The organism is Desulfogranum marinum (assembly GCF_963675105.2).
Taxonomy (GTDB): Bacteria; Desulfobacterota; Desulfobulbia; order Desulfobulbales; family Desulfobulbaceae; genus Desulfogranum; species Desulfogranum marinum.
In genome coordinates this window covers 974,222-992,293 of sequence record NZ_CAXXRO010000002.1, presented here as the reverse complement: position 1 = coordinate 992,293, position 18,072 = coordinate 974,222, and the positions used below count along the sequence as shown (strand labels likewise).

At 45.2% G+C, this 18,072-nt stretch carries 14 protein-coding genes; 5 read left to right on the top strand and 9 right to left on the bottom strand.

Annotation, left to right across the window (positions count from 1 at the left end):
- The first annotated feature begins 16 nt into the window (after positions 1-16).
- Positions 17-922 (top strand): GTPase Era, encoded by a 906-nt coding sequence (gene era, locus ACHZCY_RS05155; protein WP_319548069.1) that lies wholly within the window; start codon positions 17-19, stop codon positions 920-922.
- A gap of 59 nt (positions 923-981) precedes the next feature.
- On the opposite strand, the gene ACHZCY_RS05150 is transcribed toward era, so the two are convergent.
- From ACHZCY_RS05150 to ftsE, 4 genes are all read right to left on the bottom strand, one after another.
- Complete coding sequence (locus ACHZCY_RS05150) at positions 982-2,334, bottom strand: S41 family peptidase (RefSeq protein WP_232371003.1); 1,353 nt, start codon at positions 2,332-2,334, stop codon at positions 982-984.
- Positions 2,335-2,468: 134 nt separating this feature from the next.
- A complete protein-coding gene (locus tag ACHZCY_RS05145; RefSeq protein WP_319548068.1) occupies positions 2,469-3,584 on the bottom strand; it encodes a murein hydrolase activator EnvC family protein in 1,116 nt (371 codons plus the stop codon).
- Positions 3,585-3,636: 52 nt separating this feature from the next.
- Positions 3,637-4,524, bottom strand: a complete 888-nt coding sequence (locus ACHZCY_RS05140; protein ID WP_205222285.1) for a cell division protein FtsX — start codon at positions 4,522-4,524, stop codon at positions 3,637-3,639.
- A gap of 9 nt (positions 4,525-4,533) precedes the next feature.
- Positions 4,534-5,259: a cell division ATP-binding protein FtsE gene (gene ftsE / locus ACHZCY_RS05135; protein ID WP_205222286.1), complete on the bottom strand. Its 726-nt coding sequence runs from the start codon at positions 5,257-5,259 to the stop codon at positions 4,534-4,536.
- Between the two features lie 513 nt (positions 5,260-5,772).
- Between ftsE and ACHZCY_RS05130 the strand changes: the two genes are divergently transcribed.
- Complete coding sequence (locus tag ACHZCY_RS05130) at positions 5,773-6,438, top strand: HAD family hydrolase (protein ID WP_205222287.1); 666 nt, start codon at positions 5,773-5,775, stop codon at positions 6,436-6,438.
- A 61-nt stretch (positions 6,439-6,499) separates the two neighbouring features.
- Entirely contained in the window at positions 6,500-8,101 is a 1,602-nt protein-coding gene (locus ACHZCY_RS05125) for a DUF445 family protein (protein ID WP_319548067.1), read from the top strand.
- 158 nt (positions 8,102-8,259) lie between these two features.
- Here ACHZCY_RS05125 and ACHZCY_RS05120 read toward each other — a convergent pair whose 3' ends face one another.
- Together ACHZCY_RS05120 and ACHZCY_RS05115 are read right to left on the bottom strand one after the other, a co-directional pair.
- Positions 8,260-8,724, bottom strand: a complete 465-nt coding sequence (locus tag ACHZCY_RS05120) for a hypothetical protein (RefSeq protein ID WP_205222290.1) — start codon at positions 8,722-8,724, stop codon at positions 8,260-8,262.
- A gap of 285 nt (positions 8,725-9,009) precedes the next feature.
- Positions 9,010-9,483: a Spy/CpxP family protein refolding chaperone gene (locus ACHZCY_RS05115; protein WP_319548066.1), complete on the bottom strand. Its 474-nt coding sequence runs from the start codon at positions 9,481-9,483 to the stop codon at positions 9,010-9,012.
- Between the two features lie 368 nt (positions 9,484-9,851).
- On the opposite strand from ACHZCY_RS05115, the gene ACHZCY_RS05110 reads away from it, so the two are divergent.
- A complete protein-coding gene (locus tag ACHZCY_RS05110; protein WP_319548065.1) occupies positions 9,852-11,795 on the top strand; it encodes a mechanosensitive ion channel family protein in 1,944 nt (647 codons plus the stop codon).
- Between the two features lie 131 nt (positions 11,796-11,926).
- Here ACHZCY_RS05110 and ACHZCY_RS05105 read toward each other — a convergent pair whose 3' ends face one another.
- The 3 genes from ACHZCY_RS05105 to ACHZCY_RS05095 all read right to left on the bottom strand — a co-directional run bounded on the left by ACHZCY_RS05105 (position 11,927) and on the right by ACHZCY_RS05095 (position 14,938).
- On the bottom strand, positions 11,927-12,718 hold the full coding sequence (locus ACHZCY_RS05105) for a hypothetical protein (RefSeq protein ID WP_319548064.1): 792 nt from the start codon (positions 12,716-12,718) through the stop codon (positions 11,927-11,929).
- A 255-nt stretch (positions 12,719-12,973) separates the two neighbouring features.
- Positions 12,974-14,095 carry an NAD(P)/FAD-dependent oxidoreductase gene (locus tag ACHZCY_RS05100; RefSeq protein WP_205222294.1) on the bottom strand — a complete coding sequence of 374 codons (1,122 nt, stop codon included), beginning with the start codon at positions 14,093-14,095 and terminating at the stop codon, positions 12,974-12,976.
- 9 nt (positions 14,096-14,104) lie between these two features.
- Positions 14,105-14,938: a rhodanese-like domain-containing protein gene (locus tag ACHZCY_RS05095; RefSeq protein ID WP_205222295.1), complete on the bottom strand. Its 834-nt coding sequence runs from the start codon at positions 14,936-14,938 to the stop codon at positions 14,105-14,107.
- Between the two features lie 840 nt (positions 14,939-15,778).
- Here ACHZCY_RS05095 and ACHZCY_RS05090 point away from each other — a divergent pair.
- Entirely contained in the window at positions 15,779-18,049 is a 2,271-nt protein-coding gene (locus ACHZCY_RS05090) for a nitric oxide reductase activation protein NorD (protein ID WP_319548063.1), read from the top strand.
- Positions 18,050-18,072 lie beyond the last annotated feature (23 nt).

Genomic DNA, 18,072 nt, shown 5'->3' with positions numbered 1-18,072 from the left:
GATTAAAGGGTAGCACGTGAATCAAGAATCATACCGCTCAGGGGTCGTAGCCATAATCGGTCCTCCCAACGCAGGAAAATCAACTTTACTTAATCATTTGTTGGGGCAAAAAATTGCCATTGTGTCCAATAAGCCGCAAACAACCAGAAATCGGATTCTTGGAATAGTCACTGGTGACAATTACCAGATGATTGTATTGGACACCCCAGGTCTGCACAAGGCAAAGGATTTAATGAATAAGGAGATGATGAAGGTTGCTCTGGAAAGCCTTGGTGAAGCTGACCTTGTTCTGTTCATCGATGACAGTGCGGGATTATCTGAAAAGTTATTGAAGAAAAGAGAAGAAGAATATCAGCAATATTTCAGCAACATCAAAGTGCCGACTCTTCTAGCGCTCAATAAAATAGATTTGATAAAGCCGGAGCAACTTTTACCACTGACAAAATGGTACAGTGATCGACATGACTTTGATGCCGTGATCCCTATTTCGGCGCTCAAGGGGGCGGGCACAGATACCCTGGTCGAAGAAATGGTGAGCCGGTTGCCTGAGGGGCCAAAGTACTATCCGGATGACATTCCAACCGATGCTTCTGAACGATTTATTGTGGCCGAAATAATACGGGAGAAAATTTTCAGGCTTACCCGGGAGGAAGTCCCTTATTCAACTGCAGTGGTGATTGATTCCTTTGATGAAAGCAATCCATCGTCTGTGGTTATTCATGCGACAATCGTTGTTGAAAGAAGCACCCAAAAAGGTATTGTCATCGGACATCGCGGGCAGATGCTTGCCACTATCCGTAAACAGGCAACTGCGGATATTGTACACCTGCTAGGCTGTAAAGCGAGGCTGCAGCTATGGGTAAAAATCAGAAAAAACTGGACCGACAATGAGCATATACTCAGAGAATTCGGACTGAGTTAATATGCCTTGGGCGAGGTACCTGCCAAATTTCGGTTTTCTGTTATTTATCGGGGCAGTTCTTATTTTTCAGCAACTATTTCAAGGCTTTTCAGGATAATAAGGGCAGTTCGCAGTTGACTGTCCTTTTCTAATTTTTCGGTAATTTCCTGTTGTTTTTGTTTATTGTCATTTTTTGTATCTACCGTTTCCGTCTCGGCTTGGGACTTTTTTTGGGTGGTGTTGATGAAATGGCCGGGCAGGTCTTTTTCCCTGACCTGTGGTGCCGAGAGGTCTTCGTTTTTTTTGTCTGGTTCAGTGCTTAAAGGAGCCTCAATGTCAGGGTGAATACCCGTTGCCTGGATTGAGGTGCCGCTGGGGGTGTAGTATCTGGCAGTGGTGAGGCGTATACCCGCTCCACCTGGCATTGGGAGCACTGTCTGTACTGACCCCTTGCCAAAAGTTGTTGTCCCTAGAATGATGGCTCGTTTGTTGTCTTGTAAGGCTCCGGCAACGATTTCAGAACCGCTCGCTGAGCCACCATTAACCAGAACAACCATGGGAAAATCGTTTTTCGGTCCGCCGTTGTGGGCTTCAAAGACCATCTGTTCTCTACCGTTACGTCCCTTGGTTGAAACAATAATACCATCATCAAGAAAGATGTCTGCTATCTTGACCGCCTGATCAAGCAGCCCGCCAGGATTGTTTCGTAAGTCAAGAACAAGCCCCTTGATTGGGTGTTCCTTTGCACCAGCAAGAAGTGCTTTGCGAAAATCCCGCGTGGTGGTGGCTTGAAAACTGGTAATACGGGTATAGAGAATCCCAGGTTCAAGCATCAGGGATTTAACTGAATAAAGGGGGATAATGTCTCTCAAGAGAGTTATTTCCCGCATCTCTTTCCATTTTTCTCGGTAAATGGTCAGGGTTACTTCGGTATTGAGTTCCCCTCGTAATGATTTAACCGCATCCATCAATGACATATTTTTGGTCAGTATACCGTTGATACGAATAATCTGGTCGCCGGCCTGGAGCCCTTTTTTTTCAGCAGGCGTCCCCTCGATGGGGGCAACTACGGTGAGGATGTTGTCTCGGACAGTAATTTCAATACCAATACCATGAAAGCTGCCCTGGGTTTCTTCCTGCAGTTCACTGAAATCTTCGGGTGACATATAGGAAGAATGCGGATCCAGGGAATTAAGCATGCCATTGATGGCACCGTTAATTATTTTTTCGGTATCAACTTCGTCAACATAATGCTGTTGGAGTAAGACCAGTACATTGGAAAATATCTCCAGGTGCTTATAGGTGTCGCGGTTGAGCTGACTGTCGTCAGCCTGCGTTGTGCCGGCACCGAAGAGTAGCAATGAGAAGAGCAGCGAAAGGCATAGCCTTTTTTGGGTGAGAATCATGTCCGGCAAGAGTGTGGTAAGCTTCATGGCGTTATGTGCTACTGGCCTGTAGTGGTGTTGGAAAAATATTGAGAGAACATAAACTAACGGGAATGTACCTGAGACGCAATCCATATGTACGGAAATTTGCCCGCAGCTTGTTTTTGCGTGGAAAACAGCCGTTATTGAGGAAAAGTGTCAGGTTGTAACCAGCGTAAAGGGTCCTCAGGTATCGATCCATGGCGGATTTCAAAATACATTCCCCTGCCGAAAAGAGTCGCAATATCACCGGTGGTGCCAATCATCTGTTTGCTTTTTATTTTAGCACCTTTTTGACTCAGGATAGAATCTAGCCTTGCCGTAACCGTATAGTACTGCCGACCATGGTCAATGATGATTGTTTTACCAAACCCTTTCATATAACCCGCATATATAACTTTGCCGTCATATACAGCATGCACCTTGGCACCGTCAACAGTCTTAATGGTTATGCCGTTACTCAGCGGACTTGTGCCTGTACCATCTGGTTGAAAGACTGATTGCAGTGTTCCTTTGACCGGGGCCGGCAGTTTGCCTTTACTGTTGAGAAAGCCCTTGTTCAACTTTTCCTGATTTTTTTTCAACTGTATTATGGTGGATGTTAAATCGCCCTCAGCTTTTTGCATTTCCTTGAGTGCTTGGGCATAGAGACTTTTTTGGTTTTTGGTCTGTTTTAAAAGGGCGTTTTTTTCAGCTGCAATATAATCAAGCGCTTTCTTTTCTTCTTCTGCCTGGTGTAAAAAATCCATCTTGACGGATTTTTCCAGCTCATGGACTTGTTTTGCAACCTGGATCTGGTTTTTCTTTTCTCTGTAGGCCTCAAAAACTTCACGATCATACATGAGAAGGTTGTGAAAGGCGTCGTCAAAAAGGAGCAGGTCCGGCAGGTTTTTTTGAGAAAAAGTTACCTTGAGAAAATTTGTTTTTCCCATGAAATAAAAGGATCGTAACCGGTTCGTCAAGTGGGCTTGCAGAGCACTCTTTTCCTCGTCAATAGCTATGATTTCCTGCTGCCTCGCTTCAATAAGCTCATCCTGCTCGGCAACCTGCTGTTCAATGGACGCTATCTTTTCCAGCTGTTGTTCTAACCGAACATCGATGTCTTCAAGCTCTTCAAGGATGGTTTTTTCCTGTTTATTGCTCTGGACCACCTTCCCCTGGTGCCGTTCTATTTCCTTGCGTAGCTTACCAATGCTGATTTTGTGCCTCTGGATCGGTTTTTGACTGATATTTTGAGCGAGCAACTGGCTGGGGATCATGCAAAGCCAGAGAAAGATGAGGACGGATGAGAAAAAGTGCATTGATCGTTAATCAGAGGCGAAGAGTTTTGCGGGCAGAAGAGAAACTGCCAAAGCTACAGAGCAAAGTTGAAGCAACAATCAAAACTGCGACTATGGGGAGCGGAAGAAAAGAAAAAGGGAAAAGTTGAAAAAGGCTGGAGCCGGAAAATTGGAGGATAATCCAGTTATAGAGTGCGTATAAGGCCCCAATGCCAAGGCACGCACCAATAAGTCCCTGAAACGCACCTTCAAAAAGAAAAGGCATGCGAATATAATTGTCGGTAGCTCCTACAAGGCGGAGAAGTTCGAGCTCTCTTTGCCTGGAAAGCAGGGTTAACCGAATGGTGTGGGCCACCATGAAAGTAGTGGTCATGATAAGCAGAAAGCCGGATAGTATAACAATGATGCGCATCAATTGAATAAAAGAGTAAAATCTTTCAATCCAGTCTTTACCATACTGCACCTTCAGTACACCAGGTAAGGTATAGAGGTAATCAGAAAACCTTTTTATCCGCGAAAGGCTGTCCAGTGTTTTAATCGGATAGACTTCAATTGATGGCGGCAGAAAATCCTGTTGTATATCAAGTAGAATGTCTTTGTCATCACCTAGTTGCTTCTCAAAACGGAGAAAAGCCTCCTGACGGCTGACAAAAACAATCTGCTCGACTTGGTCGAATTTTTTAATTTTTCGCCTGTACTCTTCCTGCAGGGGAGGAGAGGGCTCTTCATCAAGATAAACGATAAGCCGCAGGTCATCGCCTAGTTCTTGACCAATATGGAGAGCATTAAAGTACGAGAGGTAAAAGAACGAAAAAATTAAGATGGAAAGTGAGACTGTAAACAGGGTCATGACCTGTGATTTCCAGGTCTGGAGCATGTTGCGCCCGGTATGACGAAAAGCTGATGATAGAAGACTCATGGACAGACGCTAATAGTTGGTGGCTTGTGTTGAAATATCTGATCCAGACGCTTGGTAGCTGTTTTGCTGACCAAACTCGAGTTGAATAACTCTATGTTGGTCGTTGTAGATCGACATATCATGGGTTGCGATCAACAAGGTCGCTCCCTGTTGATGGAGATCATGAAAAAGTGACATCACGCGCCCGGTTGTTTCAGCGTCGAGGTTTCCTGTGGGCTCGTCGGCAAGGATAATTTCCGGATAGTTGGCAACTGCCCTGGCAATGGCAACTCGTTGCTGTTCTCCGCGGGAAAGCTCAGCCGCCGGGGTATTTATTTTTGATTGCAGTCCCAGTTGTTCCAGCAGTTCTCTGGTACGCTTGATGATAAAAGAATTTTTTCGGTAAACAACTTCCATGGAAACAGCGATATTTGCCGCAACAGTCCGTTCAGGAAGTAATTTGAAATCCTGATAGGCCATACCTATTTTTCTTCTCAGGGAATACAGGTTGCGTCTCGGTATTTTTGCTATGTCAATGCCGTCTACCTCCACCATGCCCTTGGTCGGGGTTTCGACCTTGCTGATAAGCTTGAGTAGTGTTGTCTTGCCGGCGCCGCTTCTGCCGGTGAGAAAGATCATCTCTCCCTTGTTGACGGAAAAGGTGATATCTGTCAGTGCATGCACATCAGGAGTATAGAGTTTCGTGACCTTGATAAGATCAATTATGATATTTGGGGCCTGTTCTTGCTGCTCCATCGATGCCTGGTTTTATTTCAAGTGATTGAATTTGCATGTTTTGGCCGGTGCTTGCTCAAGACTTGCTGTATACAGGTCTCTTCTATTGAGGGCTGTGTCCTGACATCCTACACACCGTCTTGTGATGCATATATAGCTTAGCTACCCTGTTTTTCCCAGTAAAAACCAAAAAACGGCAGCCGAATTGAGCACTTTTGCCGCAGTGCCGCTCTTGTTAATGTACTTTTAAAAAAATGCAGGAAATCCTGCAGCAACGGTACAAAAAATATTTACGCGGTCCTTCACGGACTGGTATAAGATGGCTTTGCATATGGCTGGTGATGTTAATCGTTGGGTAGGCTTCAGTCCATTTTTCGAATGGCCTAGGTTTAATTTTAACGTAGGCCTATGGGCATGTATCGACTAATAGAACAGCAACGAAACACATTCTTAGTTTTTGGGAAAAAAGGGTTATTAAAAAAAGTGTCAAACAATTGAGAGATTGCTTGCTTTGTTTTTATAGAGGAAGACGTGATGCGCTATAAAGCAGTTATTTTTGATCTGGACGGTACCTTACTTGATACACTTGCCGATTTGGCCAATTCAGGGAACAAAGTTTTGGAACAACTTGGTTTTGACCCACATCCAACCGAAGCATATCGTTATTTCGTGGGTGATGGCATGGCAAGCCTTGTTGAGCGTATTTTGCCGGAACACCATAGGACACCTGCCGTCCTGGCCCAAGCAATAGAATACTTCAAACAAGACTATGCGCGGAACTGGGCTGTGGAAACAAAAATGTACCCCGGAGTTGCGGAGATGCTGGATGAACTGACCTTGATGGGCGTTAAAATTTGTATTCTTTCCAACAAACCCGACGGGTTTACCAGGGTGTGTGTGGATTCATTACTACCAAAATGGCATTTTGAGCCTGTACTAGGGCAGCGTGACCAGGTTCCAAAAAAGCCGGATCCGGCAGGTGCACTGGAAATAATTGAAGAGCTGGCGGCAGAAGCGATGGAGGCGAGCGAGATTCTTTATGTCGGTGATACTGCTGTGGACATGCAGACAGCAGTCGGTGCCCAACTCGATAGTGTTGGCGTGTTGTGGGGATTCAGAGATATTGAAGAACTTCAGCAAAATGGTGCCAAATATCTTGTCAATCATCCTGGAGAAATAATCGATATAATTCGTTGTTAATTGGTTACATTTTCCTTTTTTTTTTACCTCTTACTCTCCCTTTTTATGCAGGCTTGTTAAAATGCAATATTCAGATGTCCTTTTTTTTGCCACCTATGCAGGTCCACCGATCATCGGTGCTTTTATCGGCTATCTTACCAACCGGATAGCTATCCGGATGCTTTTCAGGCCGCTTAAAGCGTGGCACATATTCGGCCTTCGGGTGCCGATGACCCCTGGGGTTATCCCTTCTAAAAGAGCTGAACTTGCCGAAAATATAGGTGAGATGGTTGGCGAACACCTGCTGACAAGCAAAGAAATAGGCACAGCTCTTTCCAGGGAGCCTTTTCAGGAGCACCTTTACTCTTTAGTCGATACACGTGTGCAAGCAGTTTTGAAAACAGAGCTCGGCCCAGTTTCTTCATTTATCCCTGAACGGTTTCAATCCTATTTTAAAGTCGCGGTGCAAACCATGAAGTACCGCTTAGGTGTTGGTCTTGGGACGTTTCTTGCCGGCGAAAAATGGCAAGGACAGGTACACGGTTTTATCGTGGAACGGCTCGATGCCATGGGCGATAAAAAGATAAATCAGCTCATCGCTCCAGAGGCAAGAACTACCTTGTACAATGTGCTGGATAGTGTGGTGCAAAACATTCTTGCAAGTCCGGATACTTCCTCCAGGCTTTCTGCCTTTATAAGATGCTGGATCGAGGCGGAAGCAGACCAGGAGCAAACGCTCAAAGACCAACTGCCGGAGCAGGTCCTTGAGCTGCTTCATGCCGCAATACGCAAGCACACCCCGGCGTTGTTGGAGCAATTAGGGCGTCAGCTTTCAGAACCCTTTATCCGTGAACGAATTATTACTGGAATTTTAGGCGGGGTCGATCATTTTATTGAATCGCTTGGCCCCATGGGAGCGATGGCACGCGGCTTTATTGATATGGATTCGCTGGAAAGTACTGTTGATGCGTATCTCACTGATAAAGAAGATGATATTGTCGGCTGGTTACAAGAACCGACCCTGAATGACCACTTGGCAGGCGTCCTGTGTGCGCAGGTGGATGCAGTGCTGGATCGTCCCCTTGGCGAGCTGCTCGATCAAGCAGGGGAAGAAAGTGTGCAAGGGCTCTGTGACGGCATAGCAGAGCAGGTCTTAGCTATGTATTCCGTGCCTGGTAAGGGCGAGAGAAGTATACTGCAAGAAACCCTTGAAGGGTGGTGCGAGCAGGGTGAGCTCACATTACATGCCCTTGGCAAGCAGATATATGGAGGTGGGGAAGCTGGAGAGATACGTGATCTGATTGCACGACAAAGTGTGGAGCTACTGCAGTCGGCAAATATTGAAAATATACTCCATATTCTTACCGATAGAGCCATAGATGTCCTTTTGGAAAGACCGGTTGGTACTTTACATGCGGTTGTACCTCAAGGCGTGCAAAAAGGGTTGACCGAGTATGTGGTGTTGACCACCAATACTATGTTATTAAAAGAGGTGCCCGGCCTGGTTGGTTCGTTGAACATTAGTGAATTGGTTACCGAAAAGGTAAACTCACTTGATTTACTCAAACTGGAACGTCTGCTGCTGTCGATCATGGAAGAACAGTTCAAGTATATCAATCTCTTTGGGGCTCTTCTCGGATTTCTTATTGGGTGCGTAAACCTGCTTATTATCAGGATGGTATAGCAATAAACAACCGCCTGTACGGAGCTGTGCAGGTCATGGGATGATAGTTTGATATCTTCATTACTAAAAACCCATAGGCCTGCTGCTTCATCATTTTACTTTTTGTCGACCAATAGCCCTTTTGCTTTCCCATTGGGTGAGGTGGAGTAATTCTATGCTCAACTAAACAATTTTTTTAATCCTTCTTTCCTCGTAAGCGATTGAACGAGTTCCTTAAATTTTTCAGATTGTTCCTCATTGAGAAAGACGTCAATTTGATCCATGGTTTCTTGAACCAAGGTAGCCATCTGTTTTCCGGAATTTCCTCCTTTACCCGAATGTCGGCCACCCATAGCCTCCTCTTGTAATTGCTTAGATTGCGTTAAAAAGTTTTTCATTATTGGCTGAACCTCAGCAATTTGTCCCTGGTTAAGCTCCAGTTTATTTGTAAGTGTCTCCATAATTTTCTTTAGACTTACTTCTTTTGTCTGACGATGTTCATCTTTCCCTCCTTTGTGCGCTGCGGCAGCTTGCAATGGCAGGCCGCCGAGAAGGATGAGCTGGAAGAGAAGAAACATAATAATAACGGTAACGGGTGAAGGTGTGTGGAAACCGCTTGGCCGGCCACTGTTTTCTAGTGCCATGGAAGGTATGCTCCTTTGTTTAAAAAATAATCTGATTACCCATGAAACTCAGCCATTTTTTTTGGGGGACTCGGGAGACAGATCGGAGTCTTCGATCTGTCTCCCGGGTTTAAAAGAGAAATAAAATCAGTCCCCTGTCTGTTTCGGTAGATAATTGGCTAAGTTTTGTACGTAATCAGAAAAAATGATGGGTCATAATGACGATGATGCAAACGGTTGCCCTACGCTGGAAAAATAAAGAAAATGGCAAATCCATCGTCTGGCGGATTCATGCGTCTTGGGGGCTTATTCCCATTCAGGCCTTACAATAGGGGGTTGTTTGGGTTTGTTTTTGAGAAGCTCTGCGCGCACTGCTTGTGCTTTTTCAATTTGTTGGGCAGTGAGTACATTGTCGATTTCTTTTTTCATTAGTATGCGGCTAACAGCCATATTTTTCATTGCCTCAGCTACTGGAGCATATGCCGTATGAATGGCTGCTACATCATTACTGCTCTCTGCTGTCCGTCTGAATGCTTGTTTGGCTCTACGAATGTTTTCTCGTTCTTTGATCATTTGCTCCTTATAACTGTTTCGAATTGTCTTGATTGCTTCAATTTGTTCACTACTTAAATTCAAAAGATGCTTCATCACTATGTCATGGTCGGCGCTCCTCTTGGGTAGACCAGTCTCTTGAGCCGGTGCCACGTTGAAGCATAAAAGGAGTATTGCAAGGCAACTGCAAAGCGTGAGGGGGATTTTGCTGATAATTGGTTTTTTCATTGTTCACGGCTCCGGGTGTTGTGGTAGCACAATTTGCTACCGTATTAAATGGTGAGTATGCAGTTTTTGGTTATCCAAAAACAAGCAATCTTTTCTTCTTTTCACACTGAGACTTTTACTCCGTAATAACGCAAGAAATATGAAAGAAATGTGAAAATGAGAGAGAGGGGTGATTATTTTTAAAAGAGCGTGGTGATAGCTTTGCTGAACGTTGATTTTTTTATTTCCCCCTGCTGCATCCTTTATTTTTGTTTTGTTATCAGCAGTATTATGAAATGACCTTATTTGCTTGTTTATTAAAGCTGATTTGGTTAACAGTACTGTGGTTATGCAATGATTTTACAATGAAAAATTACGGAGAATGAGCAATGGAAAAACCTAGAAAGTGTTGGCTCTGGTTATCAATTTCCCTGCTGATTGCAAGTATGTTTTTGATCACGGAGAGTTTGGCCAAAGAAGCCAAACCCAAAGATGATCCACCGCCTAAAGCCGTTACCACCAAAAATATAGATATTCCCGTTGATGAGTTGGAGTTGCTGGTTAAGCCGCTGAAAAAAGATGAGTTGATTAGTGAAGCCGATGCTTGGCTTGACTTGTTGAAGAAAAAGGTCGAGGAAGTCAGTGCAGCGGAAATTGCCGTTAAACAAAAAAATAAAGAGATTGAAAAAGCCAAAGAAGTAAAAAAAGAGATTGAGGCAGCCAAGGAGAGCCTGGATGAAGTAAAGGTAGCTGTTCAGGATGCCGTGGAGGATAAAACAGGAAAGGCTGCTGAAAAAGCTGTGGAATCAGCTGGAAAGGCAGAGCAAGCTGCGGAAGCGGTGGTGGCAAAAATTGAGGAGGCCAAGGCCAAGGCTCAAGAGGTTGCCCAGGATGAATCAGTGAAAATAGCGCTTAAAGCAGCAGGTGAAGAAGCTCCTGCAAAGGATCAGTCGCCAGGTTTAGCGAAAGCTTCCAAAGCAGCCCAGGAAGCGGAGGCCTTAACCACAGCCGTTACCGAGGTTGCCAAGCAAACAGAGGCAGCAGGCGGAGAGGGGAAAGACGTCGATCGTACCCGAAAAGCGGAACAAATGATAGCCGCCGCAGATGATGCCAAGCAGGCGCTGCAAACCACGCAGGAAGAGATTAAGAAGGCAGTCATAGATTCCACTGAAAAAATGGTGAATGATGCTGAAAAGCTCGCCAAAATTAGTACTGAAATGGATAAGGTTGCTGATACCGAGGCAGAACTTAAAAGTAAGATTCTGGATACAGTCGCAGCTCTTCGAGACGAGCGCACCGGTCTCATCGATCGACTCGGTGTAGTGCTTGATGAGTTGAACGCCAAGCTTGGCAGAACACCAGAGGGAAAAGATAACGAAATAGTTGTTCCCTATAGGCTATATATGGATTCCGTAGGCGGTATCAAGGTCGATGTCTCAGACAAAGAAGCTGCCTGGGCTACTGTTATGGGGTGGGTGCAATCAGATGAAGGAGGTATTCGCTGGGCGAAAAACATTGTTGCGTTTATTGCTACCGTGTTTGCGTTTTGGGTTCTGGGATTGATTCTTGGCAAATTGGCTGAAAAAGCATTTGGCATCGCTAAAAACAGTTCTATCCTGTTGCGCAATTTTGTTGTTCACTCCGTGCGGCGGGTTACATTTATCATTGGTTTGATTTTTGGACTATCTGCTCTGGAAATCAATATAGGTCCATTGCTGGCATTGATTGGTGCCGCCGGTTTTGTTGTTGCTTTTGCCTTGCAGAATACCTTGAGCAATTTTGCAAGCGGTATCATGATCATGCTGTATAAGCCTTTTGATGTCGGTAATCTTGTTGATGTAGCAGGTGTTATGGGGGTGGTTCGTTCCATGAACCTGGTAACCACCACCATCACCACTGCCGATAACCAGATCATGGTTGTACCTAACAACTCAATTTGGGGCAATATCATCATCAACATTACCGGTAGCAAGCAGCGCCGGGTAGATCTTGTGTTTGGTATAGGCTACGACGATGATATCGACCTTGCCCGTAAAGTGCTGATGGATATTGTCGATAAGCATCCACTAGTACTGAAAACTCCTGAACCAAATATCCAAGTGCATGAGCTGGCGGAATCTTCTGTGAATTTTATCTGCCGCCCATGGGTAAAGACCGAGGACTATTGGGAGGTTTATTGGGATATCACCCGAATAGTGAAAGAACGTTTTGATGCTGAGGGCTTATCTTTTCCATTCCCGCAACGGGATGTACATCTTTTGCAGGATGCACAGACTGTAGCGTCGCAGGCCATTCCCGGGAAACAAGAAAAAACATATTGCAACGAAAGTTGAATGAGGTGTAAAAGGGTTTGTTGCTGATATCTCGACCATTTTGATTTTAATCAAGCACCTCCAGCGTTTGCTGCAGGTGCTTTTTTTTGTGGGGGAAGCAAAAGCTGATGGGGAGATGTGAGATACGGAGCTCAGAATGTGGTGAATGTGGCTATCATGTTGGTCAAATCCTGAATACCTTCCGGGTGAGAAATCATATGGTTGTAATTTGCTGAAGCGATAAATACCCGGTTGCTGGCTCTATTGATTATAACTTTTTGATATGACTCTCCCCCTGTCTGCGGATTGGTAAAAACGGCAAAAGCGGTTTCTGAAGGGAAATCGTAGGTTATTTGCGGAGGCTGCCACAGCTGCCCTGTCTGCAGCATGGCTTGGATGTTCAACGTAACAAATTGCTGGATATTAACATTGGGTGGTATCGATCCCACTCCAATGTTGAGGTGAGATCCCTCTTGGTTAAAGATGGTATACACTGGAACTGAGGAGTTTTGCAGGCCTGCCGGATTATACTGAATCTGCCATTGATCAGGGTGCTGCACGGAAAAAAGGCAACGTAGATCGTTACTGATAAAGTTTTTGCCAGAGAAAGCGGTTGGACTCGTCGATCCCAGAGTGGTGATCTGGTCAACAATATTTTGGTTTGTGATCAAGCCCTCTGTAAACTGAATTGTATCGCCAGCACCTTCTGTTTTGGATGTACCTATGGCTATCTGGTCAACAATAGGTTTCTCCAAGGCGAGGCTGAACTTCCCCTCTGTGAAGTCCACCGCTACCTTGCCGGAACCACCTTTTTCGGTCCCTTTGAGCAGCACGTAGAAGCCAACGCCTGCCAGGAGCAGCAGGGCGACTATGGTCATCAAAAAACGAAACGTTTTTTGTTTCTCTATGGCGAGCTTTTCTGAATTTTTTGACGAATTACTCATGAGATACTTGCCTTCAGAGTTTTTTGGGCGAAGGATGACTTAACTGGCGAGTTTCAACGAATTCGGTTGAATAATTGTATTATTCTTTCCTTTTTATTGAATCAAGGAAAAAAGGGGTAGAGTTAATTGAAATTTTCGAGGTTATTTTATTCTGACTCTTTTATATCAGGTCGATAGGGATAAGCAATTAATAAGGAACCGGCTGTCCCATTTTATTACAGGATAACCGGAAAAAACCTGCATTTTGCTAAAGTGTTATTTTTCAATAGTCTGGAATTTTTCGATAAATTTGCGGTCAATATAATCCTTAATCTTGAAAGCAAGCTTACCGCCAAAAATAACCGACCATTTGCAGAAAACCCCTTCATCGTTGCCCAGGTTATAGATGAGCAGGTAAGAACCGCCCGGCTGAAAGGCCTCCAGATCTTCCCCTTCAAGGCCGGCCATCAGGTTATGATATAATACCGGGTTTTGGCGGACAGCATAGACACCGACTTTATCCAATGGATCCGGTTCAAAATAAATACAATCACCGCCACCAAAGATATTGGGATATGCAGGACACTGTAAAAAACGATTAACCAGCAGCCCGCCATCAGGCCCGGTAGCCAAGCCTGAATCGGCAAAAATAGGAGACGGCCGCACGCCAACTGCAGGAAAAATAATATCAGCAGGGTGACTGGTCCCATCTTCCAGGTGGATTATGCCTTGGTCGATATTTTTGACATAGTTGCCTTCCAGCACCTTTACACCCCTCTTTGTCAACGATGCCAAGGCCAGTTTTCTAATTTTTGCAGGCTTGCCGACCATTATTTCTCTACCTGTGTAAATGGATATATGCGGTTGGTGGAGTGCCTGGCGCTGACCAAGTTGCTGCACATTCCCGGCAATCTCTATTGAAGAAGGTCCTCCACCGATAATGGCGATGTTAAGAGCTCGCTCTTTACTCAGGGAAAGGATCTTTTCCTGTGCCCGGAAAAGGCTTTCAATGGGTTTGGCTGTAAAAATTTCCGGGCTATCTGCGTGTATGATGTCACGTGGAACAGAGGAACCTGCATTGCATGAGAGGACATCATATCCAACCTCCTCGTCCGAATTGTCAAGCCGAACCACCTGTTTTTCAGGATCAATAGAAACCACTTTATCTTTAACAAAAGTGCCGCCCTGACTTTCCACTACCTTGCGAGTGGCAAAACGAATGTCATCGGGGTGATAGGTTCCTCCCAACATTCCTGGTCCCATGCCCGAGTAGTAGTGATGGGTTGAGGGCTGAATAACGGTGACGTCATACCCCTTGTCTACAATCGTGCGGATATTGGCTAGGGTGACCATGTGGGCGTGGCCGCCGCCTATGAGCACTAGTCTTCTTTTTGCCATTTTTTCACCTCATGCCATTGCGTCGAGATATTGAGTCAATTTATTTATGTGGGTGCGTTCCTCATTGGCGATATGCCGCAGAATCGAACTGACGTCTTCCTGATCAGCTTTGTCTGCAGCCCGCTGATAGAGATCCAGCGCCTGTGCTTCTATGGATATGGCGAGGGAAAGAATATCCAGTTTTGACTCAAGGTCAGGACTAAAACGTTCCAGGTATTGTGCTGTCGTCAACCCGCCTTCCATGGCTGGTTGTACCTTTTCTTTTTCAAATGTATCTTCAGGCATGCTTGTGCCGGTCACTTGATCGTAGAGTTTCAACAGTTGTTTTTGATGCAGCAGTTCAATATCGGCAAGCATTTGGAACAATTCTTTCGCTTCCTTGTCATCGACATTTTGCTGCATATCGAGATAGAATTCCCGTAAACCCTGCTCCAGGCCATAGCCGACAATGATTGTTTGTTCGGCGCTCTCCGCGCCGTCAAAGAGCTCCAGGCCAAGCTCTGGAGGGCCAACGGCTACCTCGCTGTTCCATGCCTTAATGCCACCACTCAGATTGTAAATTCGTGTAAAGCCTTTACCTGCCATCATCTGCGCAGCTACCCGGCTGCGACCACCAATGGCTCAGTACACCACCACCGGTTTGTTGGGGTCAAGTTCCCCTAATCTTTTATCCAACTCTCCCATGGGAATGAGGTGAGAGGCTGGAATATGGCCTGCCATATATTCCTTAGGCTGACGAACATCCAGAAAGGTGACATTATCGGCCCCTTCGTCTAGGACCAGTTTTTTGGCCTGATTGGCGTCAATTGAAGTGACCGGAGTAAAAAATTGTTTCCATAACATAGCAAACCTCCTCGATTCAGGTGGATGAGCACTGTTTAACCCGGATCTATTATCAGTGCAGATGGCCTTGGGTGAACATTGTGAACATTTATAATTCCATCTACTTGTCCTCAACATGTTGAAATTGTTTGCAATGGAACAAATTGACACAATGGTTTATCCGAAAATCCGGGTTAAGTGTTGGGAAGAGAGACAATCGTTCTGCCGTGAGAGAAGATCGGCTGTCGCTTCGTACTTAAAAGGACGGACATTCGCACAGATTTTATGTGCCGGTGTGCGTCCGCTCTCTGCCTCTAACATTTGGTTATTATTTAAAAGTATTACATACGACACATTCTATCGTTAATGGAGGAATAGCCGTCTGTCAAGGTCGAGATTGTTTCGTTTTTTATATGTGGGAGGAGCAAGGGTGGTAATGGATTTTGTCGTGTTATCGAAGAGGTGTCACATTGGGGTAGGGCACGGGTTTGATTGGCCTGCTTTTGATTTCCCTTGTAGCAAAGTCTCGGTAGGGCTAAGACGCGAACCGGCGCAAATTCCAGGTAGTGATTGCTTGGAATGGGTGAACAGAATTCAAGTGTCTGTGACACTCCAGAATAAGAGCAGCAACACATTTGAGAAAAAAGTCAAGAAACGGCTGGGAGATTATTTTGTGGAAATGTTATGTATGTTGCTTAAAATGGTGAGAAAATTTAAATAACTACTTCTCCTTTGCAGGAAAAGGTGATTTTTTTTTCGTGAGAGAATTCGCCCCGCGCACAGTCTTTTTTCCACCGCAGAGAGAGTGCATCCTGCGCCGGCGGTATTTTCGCCAAAATAACCAACTTCTTTTTTATAGCTATGGATATAACCGAACTAAGCGAATTGTTTTACGAGCTGGTAGCACCGAGCATACCCAGTGAGATGGATGTAGAAGAAAGCCTTCAGCCGCTTGTAGGTGAAAAGGAAAATATTGTAAACGATATTTTACAGCAGGTTCCTGCTCTTTGGTCTGTTTCTTACTCCTTGTGCTTTGCGTATTTGGCAAACGTGCATAAAGCGATACCTTACATCACGTCGGACAATCTCGATACATGGGTAAAAGAAATGCTGGGGCAGTATGAGGAAAAAGGTTTGCATTTTGTTCTGGCCCGTATAGAAACAGTGCGATTTTCCAGTGCTCGACTGCATGGTAAACAAGGGCTGCGGCTCGATGATGTGCACGGACGTTTGCAACTGTATCTTAATGGGCTTGCTGGTAGAGAACTACCCCTTATTGCCTCCGGCACAACCTATACAGACACTCATTCTATTTTCGTGCCCTGGGAATTGGATTTGCTCGAGGATGACAATGATGCTTTTCTTCTCTACAAGTTTATAGTTTCTTATCAGTGGGCATCCCTACAGGTAGGCACCTTGAATATCAGCGGCTACTCAAATACACCGGCAAAAACTATCCATCCACTGCAGGATTTTTTCACATCCGGTTCAGATCCACTGACCCTTATGCAGCTGTATCATTTTTTTGAAATGGTACGGACCCTTGCTTTTCTGCGCCGAGAATTGCCGGGGCTCATGAAAGCATTTACCTGTATTGCTTCTCAGTTGCGACGCGATCTACCTGATACTGTTAACACAACAGACCTTATCCCCTATCTACAAAAAAGGCTGCTTGGTGGAGTTGGATTCGATGAAGTGCATTCACGCCTTATGCAGCGTATTGGCCACTGGGTAGAGCAATGTGAAGGCAAGTCGGCTGTACGTACAACCAGTCAACGTGCCGCAAGGGATATCGCTGTGCTTGTGGCTGCTGAAGATGAGCTCTATTCAATTGATGGAGATCCCCTTGTTTTTCAAGGGGAGTTGCGTCTTAAAGAGGTAATGGCAGCCATACAAAAACAACGAAAAATACAGCAGCAACAGTTTATTGAAACATTCTCTTCCTATCTGGCTGATTCTTTAGAATACGATGTAGCGAATGAGGATGGTGCGGAAGAAAGCACTGCCGGCAATTCTGCTGGTGTGGAACAGGAAGCTGTTCTGAAAACAGAGCCGCAAGAACAGAATCAAGCTGGAAAACCTGTGTATATTGTTGTCGGAGATCAAGAGGTCGAACTTACTGAAGAGCTTAGCGAACTCACCGAGGAAATTATTAATGACCTGGGGCATCTTCCTCTCAATTACGTGAATAGCGCAGTCATGGAAGCCGACCAGAACAGGGGCATGCCTCGTAAAAGGGGTGATGAAACCGTATCGGCAGGTGTGCAATTTAAATATGATGAGTGGGATTATCGTCGCAAGGGGTATCGCAAAGACTGGTGCATTGTTAATGAAAAGCCTGTTCCCCAGGTACAGTCCTCCTTTGTTGAGGCAACCTTAAGTCGGTATCAGTATCAGATAGCAATGCTGAAAAGACAGTTTGAGATGTTGAAAACTGCAAACAGATATGTCTATCGGCAAAAGGAAGGAGATGATATCGATTTTGATGCTGTAGTGGAATCAATAGCGGACGCAAAGGCTGGTTGTAGCCCCTCTGATAATCTGTTTATTCGTCTGCTACCCGATAGCCGTGATATCGCGGTTTTATTTTTGGTGGACATGTCCAGTTCCACCGAAGGCTGGGTTGGTCGCTCTATAAAGGAAGCGCTTATATTAATAAGTGAGGCCATGGAGATGCTCAATGACAGGTATGGGATCTATGGCTTTTCCGGGAGATGTCGTCTAGGCTGTGAGATCTTCCCTGTTAAGGCTCTGGATGAAAAGTACAGCCCTGAAATAAGGCAGCGTATAGCTGGTATCTCACCGAAGGAATACACACGCATGGGGCCTGCCATCAGGCATATGTCATCATTGTTTGAGGAAGTTGATACTACCTTACGCTTACTGGTTGTACTTTCCGACGGCAAGCCACAGGACTATGATGATTATAAGGGTGACTATGCCATTGAGGATACGCGGCACGCGTTGTTTGAAGCACAGGCTGCCGGTATTCATCCATTTTGCATTACCATTGATGAACAGGCGCAATCGTATATTAGCCATATGTATGGAACTGCAAACTATATTTTTGTGGATAACCTGAAGAAGCTACCGATGCTTATGCCGGAAATTTATCGAACCTTGACCACTTGAATTTGAGGTGTGATAATGGCGAA

Excerpts from the sequence above, each read along its gene's own strand:
- ACHZCY_RS05150 (WP_232371003.1), bottom strand. The coding sequence starts at position 2,334 with ATGAAGCTTACCACACTCTTGCCGGACATGATTCTCACCCAAAAAAGG.
- ACHZCY_RS05145 (WP_319548068.1), bottom strand. The coding sequence starts at position 3,584 with ATGATCCCCAGCCAGTTGCTCGCTCAAAATATCAGTCAAAAACCGATC.
- ACHZCY_RS05140 (WP_205222285.1), bottom strand. The coding sequence starts at position 4,524 with ATGAGTCTTCTATCATCAGCTTTTCGTCATACCGGGCGCAACATGCTC.
- ftsE (WP_205222286.1), bottom strand. The coding sequence starts at position 5,259 with ATGGAGCAGCAAGAACAGGCCCCAAATATCATAATTGATCTTATCAAG.
- ACHZCY_RS05130 (WP_205222287.1), top strand. The coding sequence starts at position 5,773 with ATGCGCTATAAAGCAGTTATTTTTGATCTGGACGGTACCTTACTTGAT.
- ACHZCY_RS05125 (WP_319548067.1), top strand. The coding sequence starts at position 6,500 with ATGCAATATTCAGATGTCCTTTTTTTTGCCACCTATGCAGGTCCACCG.
- ACHZCY_RS05120 (WP_205222290.1), bottom strand. The coding sequence starts at position 8,724 with ATGGCACTAGAAAACAGTGGCCGGCCAAGCGGTTTCCACACACCTTCA.
- ACHZCY_RS05115 (WP_319548066.1), bottom strand. The coding sequence starts at position 9,483 with ATGAAAAAACCAATTATCAGCAAAATCCCCCTCACGCTTTGCAGTTGC.
- ACHZCY_RS05110 (WP_319548065.1), top strand. The coding sequence starts at position 9,852 with ATGGAAAAACCTAGAAAGTGTTGGCTCTGGTTATCAATTTCCCTGCTG.
- ACHZCY_RS05105 (WP_319548064.1), bottom strand. The coding sequence starts at position 12,718 with ATGAGTAATTCGTCAAAAAATTCAGAAAAGCTCGCCATAGAGAAACAA.
- ACHZCY_RS05100 (WP_205222294.1), bottom strand. The coding sequence starts at position 14,095 with ATGGCAAAAAGAAGACTAGTGCTCATAGGCGGCGGCCACGCCCACATG.
- ACHZCY_RS05090 (WP_319548063.1), top strand. The coding sequence starts at position 15,779 with ATGGATATAACCGAACTAAGCGAATTGTTTTACGAGCTGGTAGCACCG.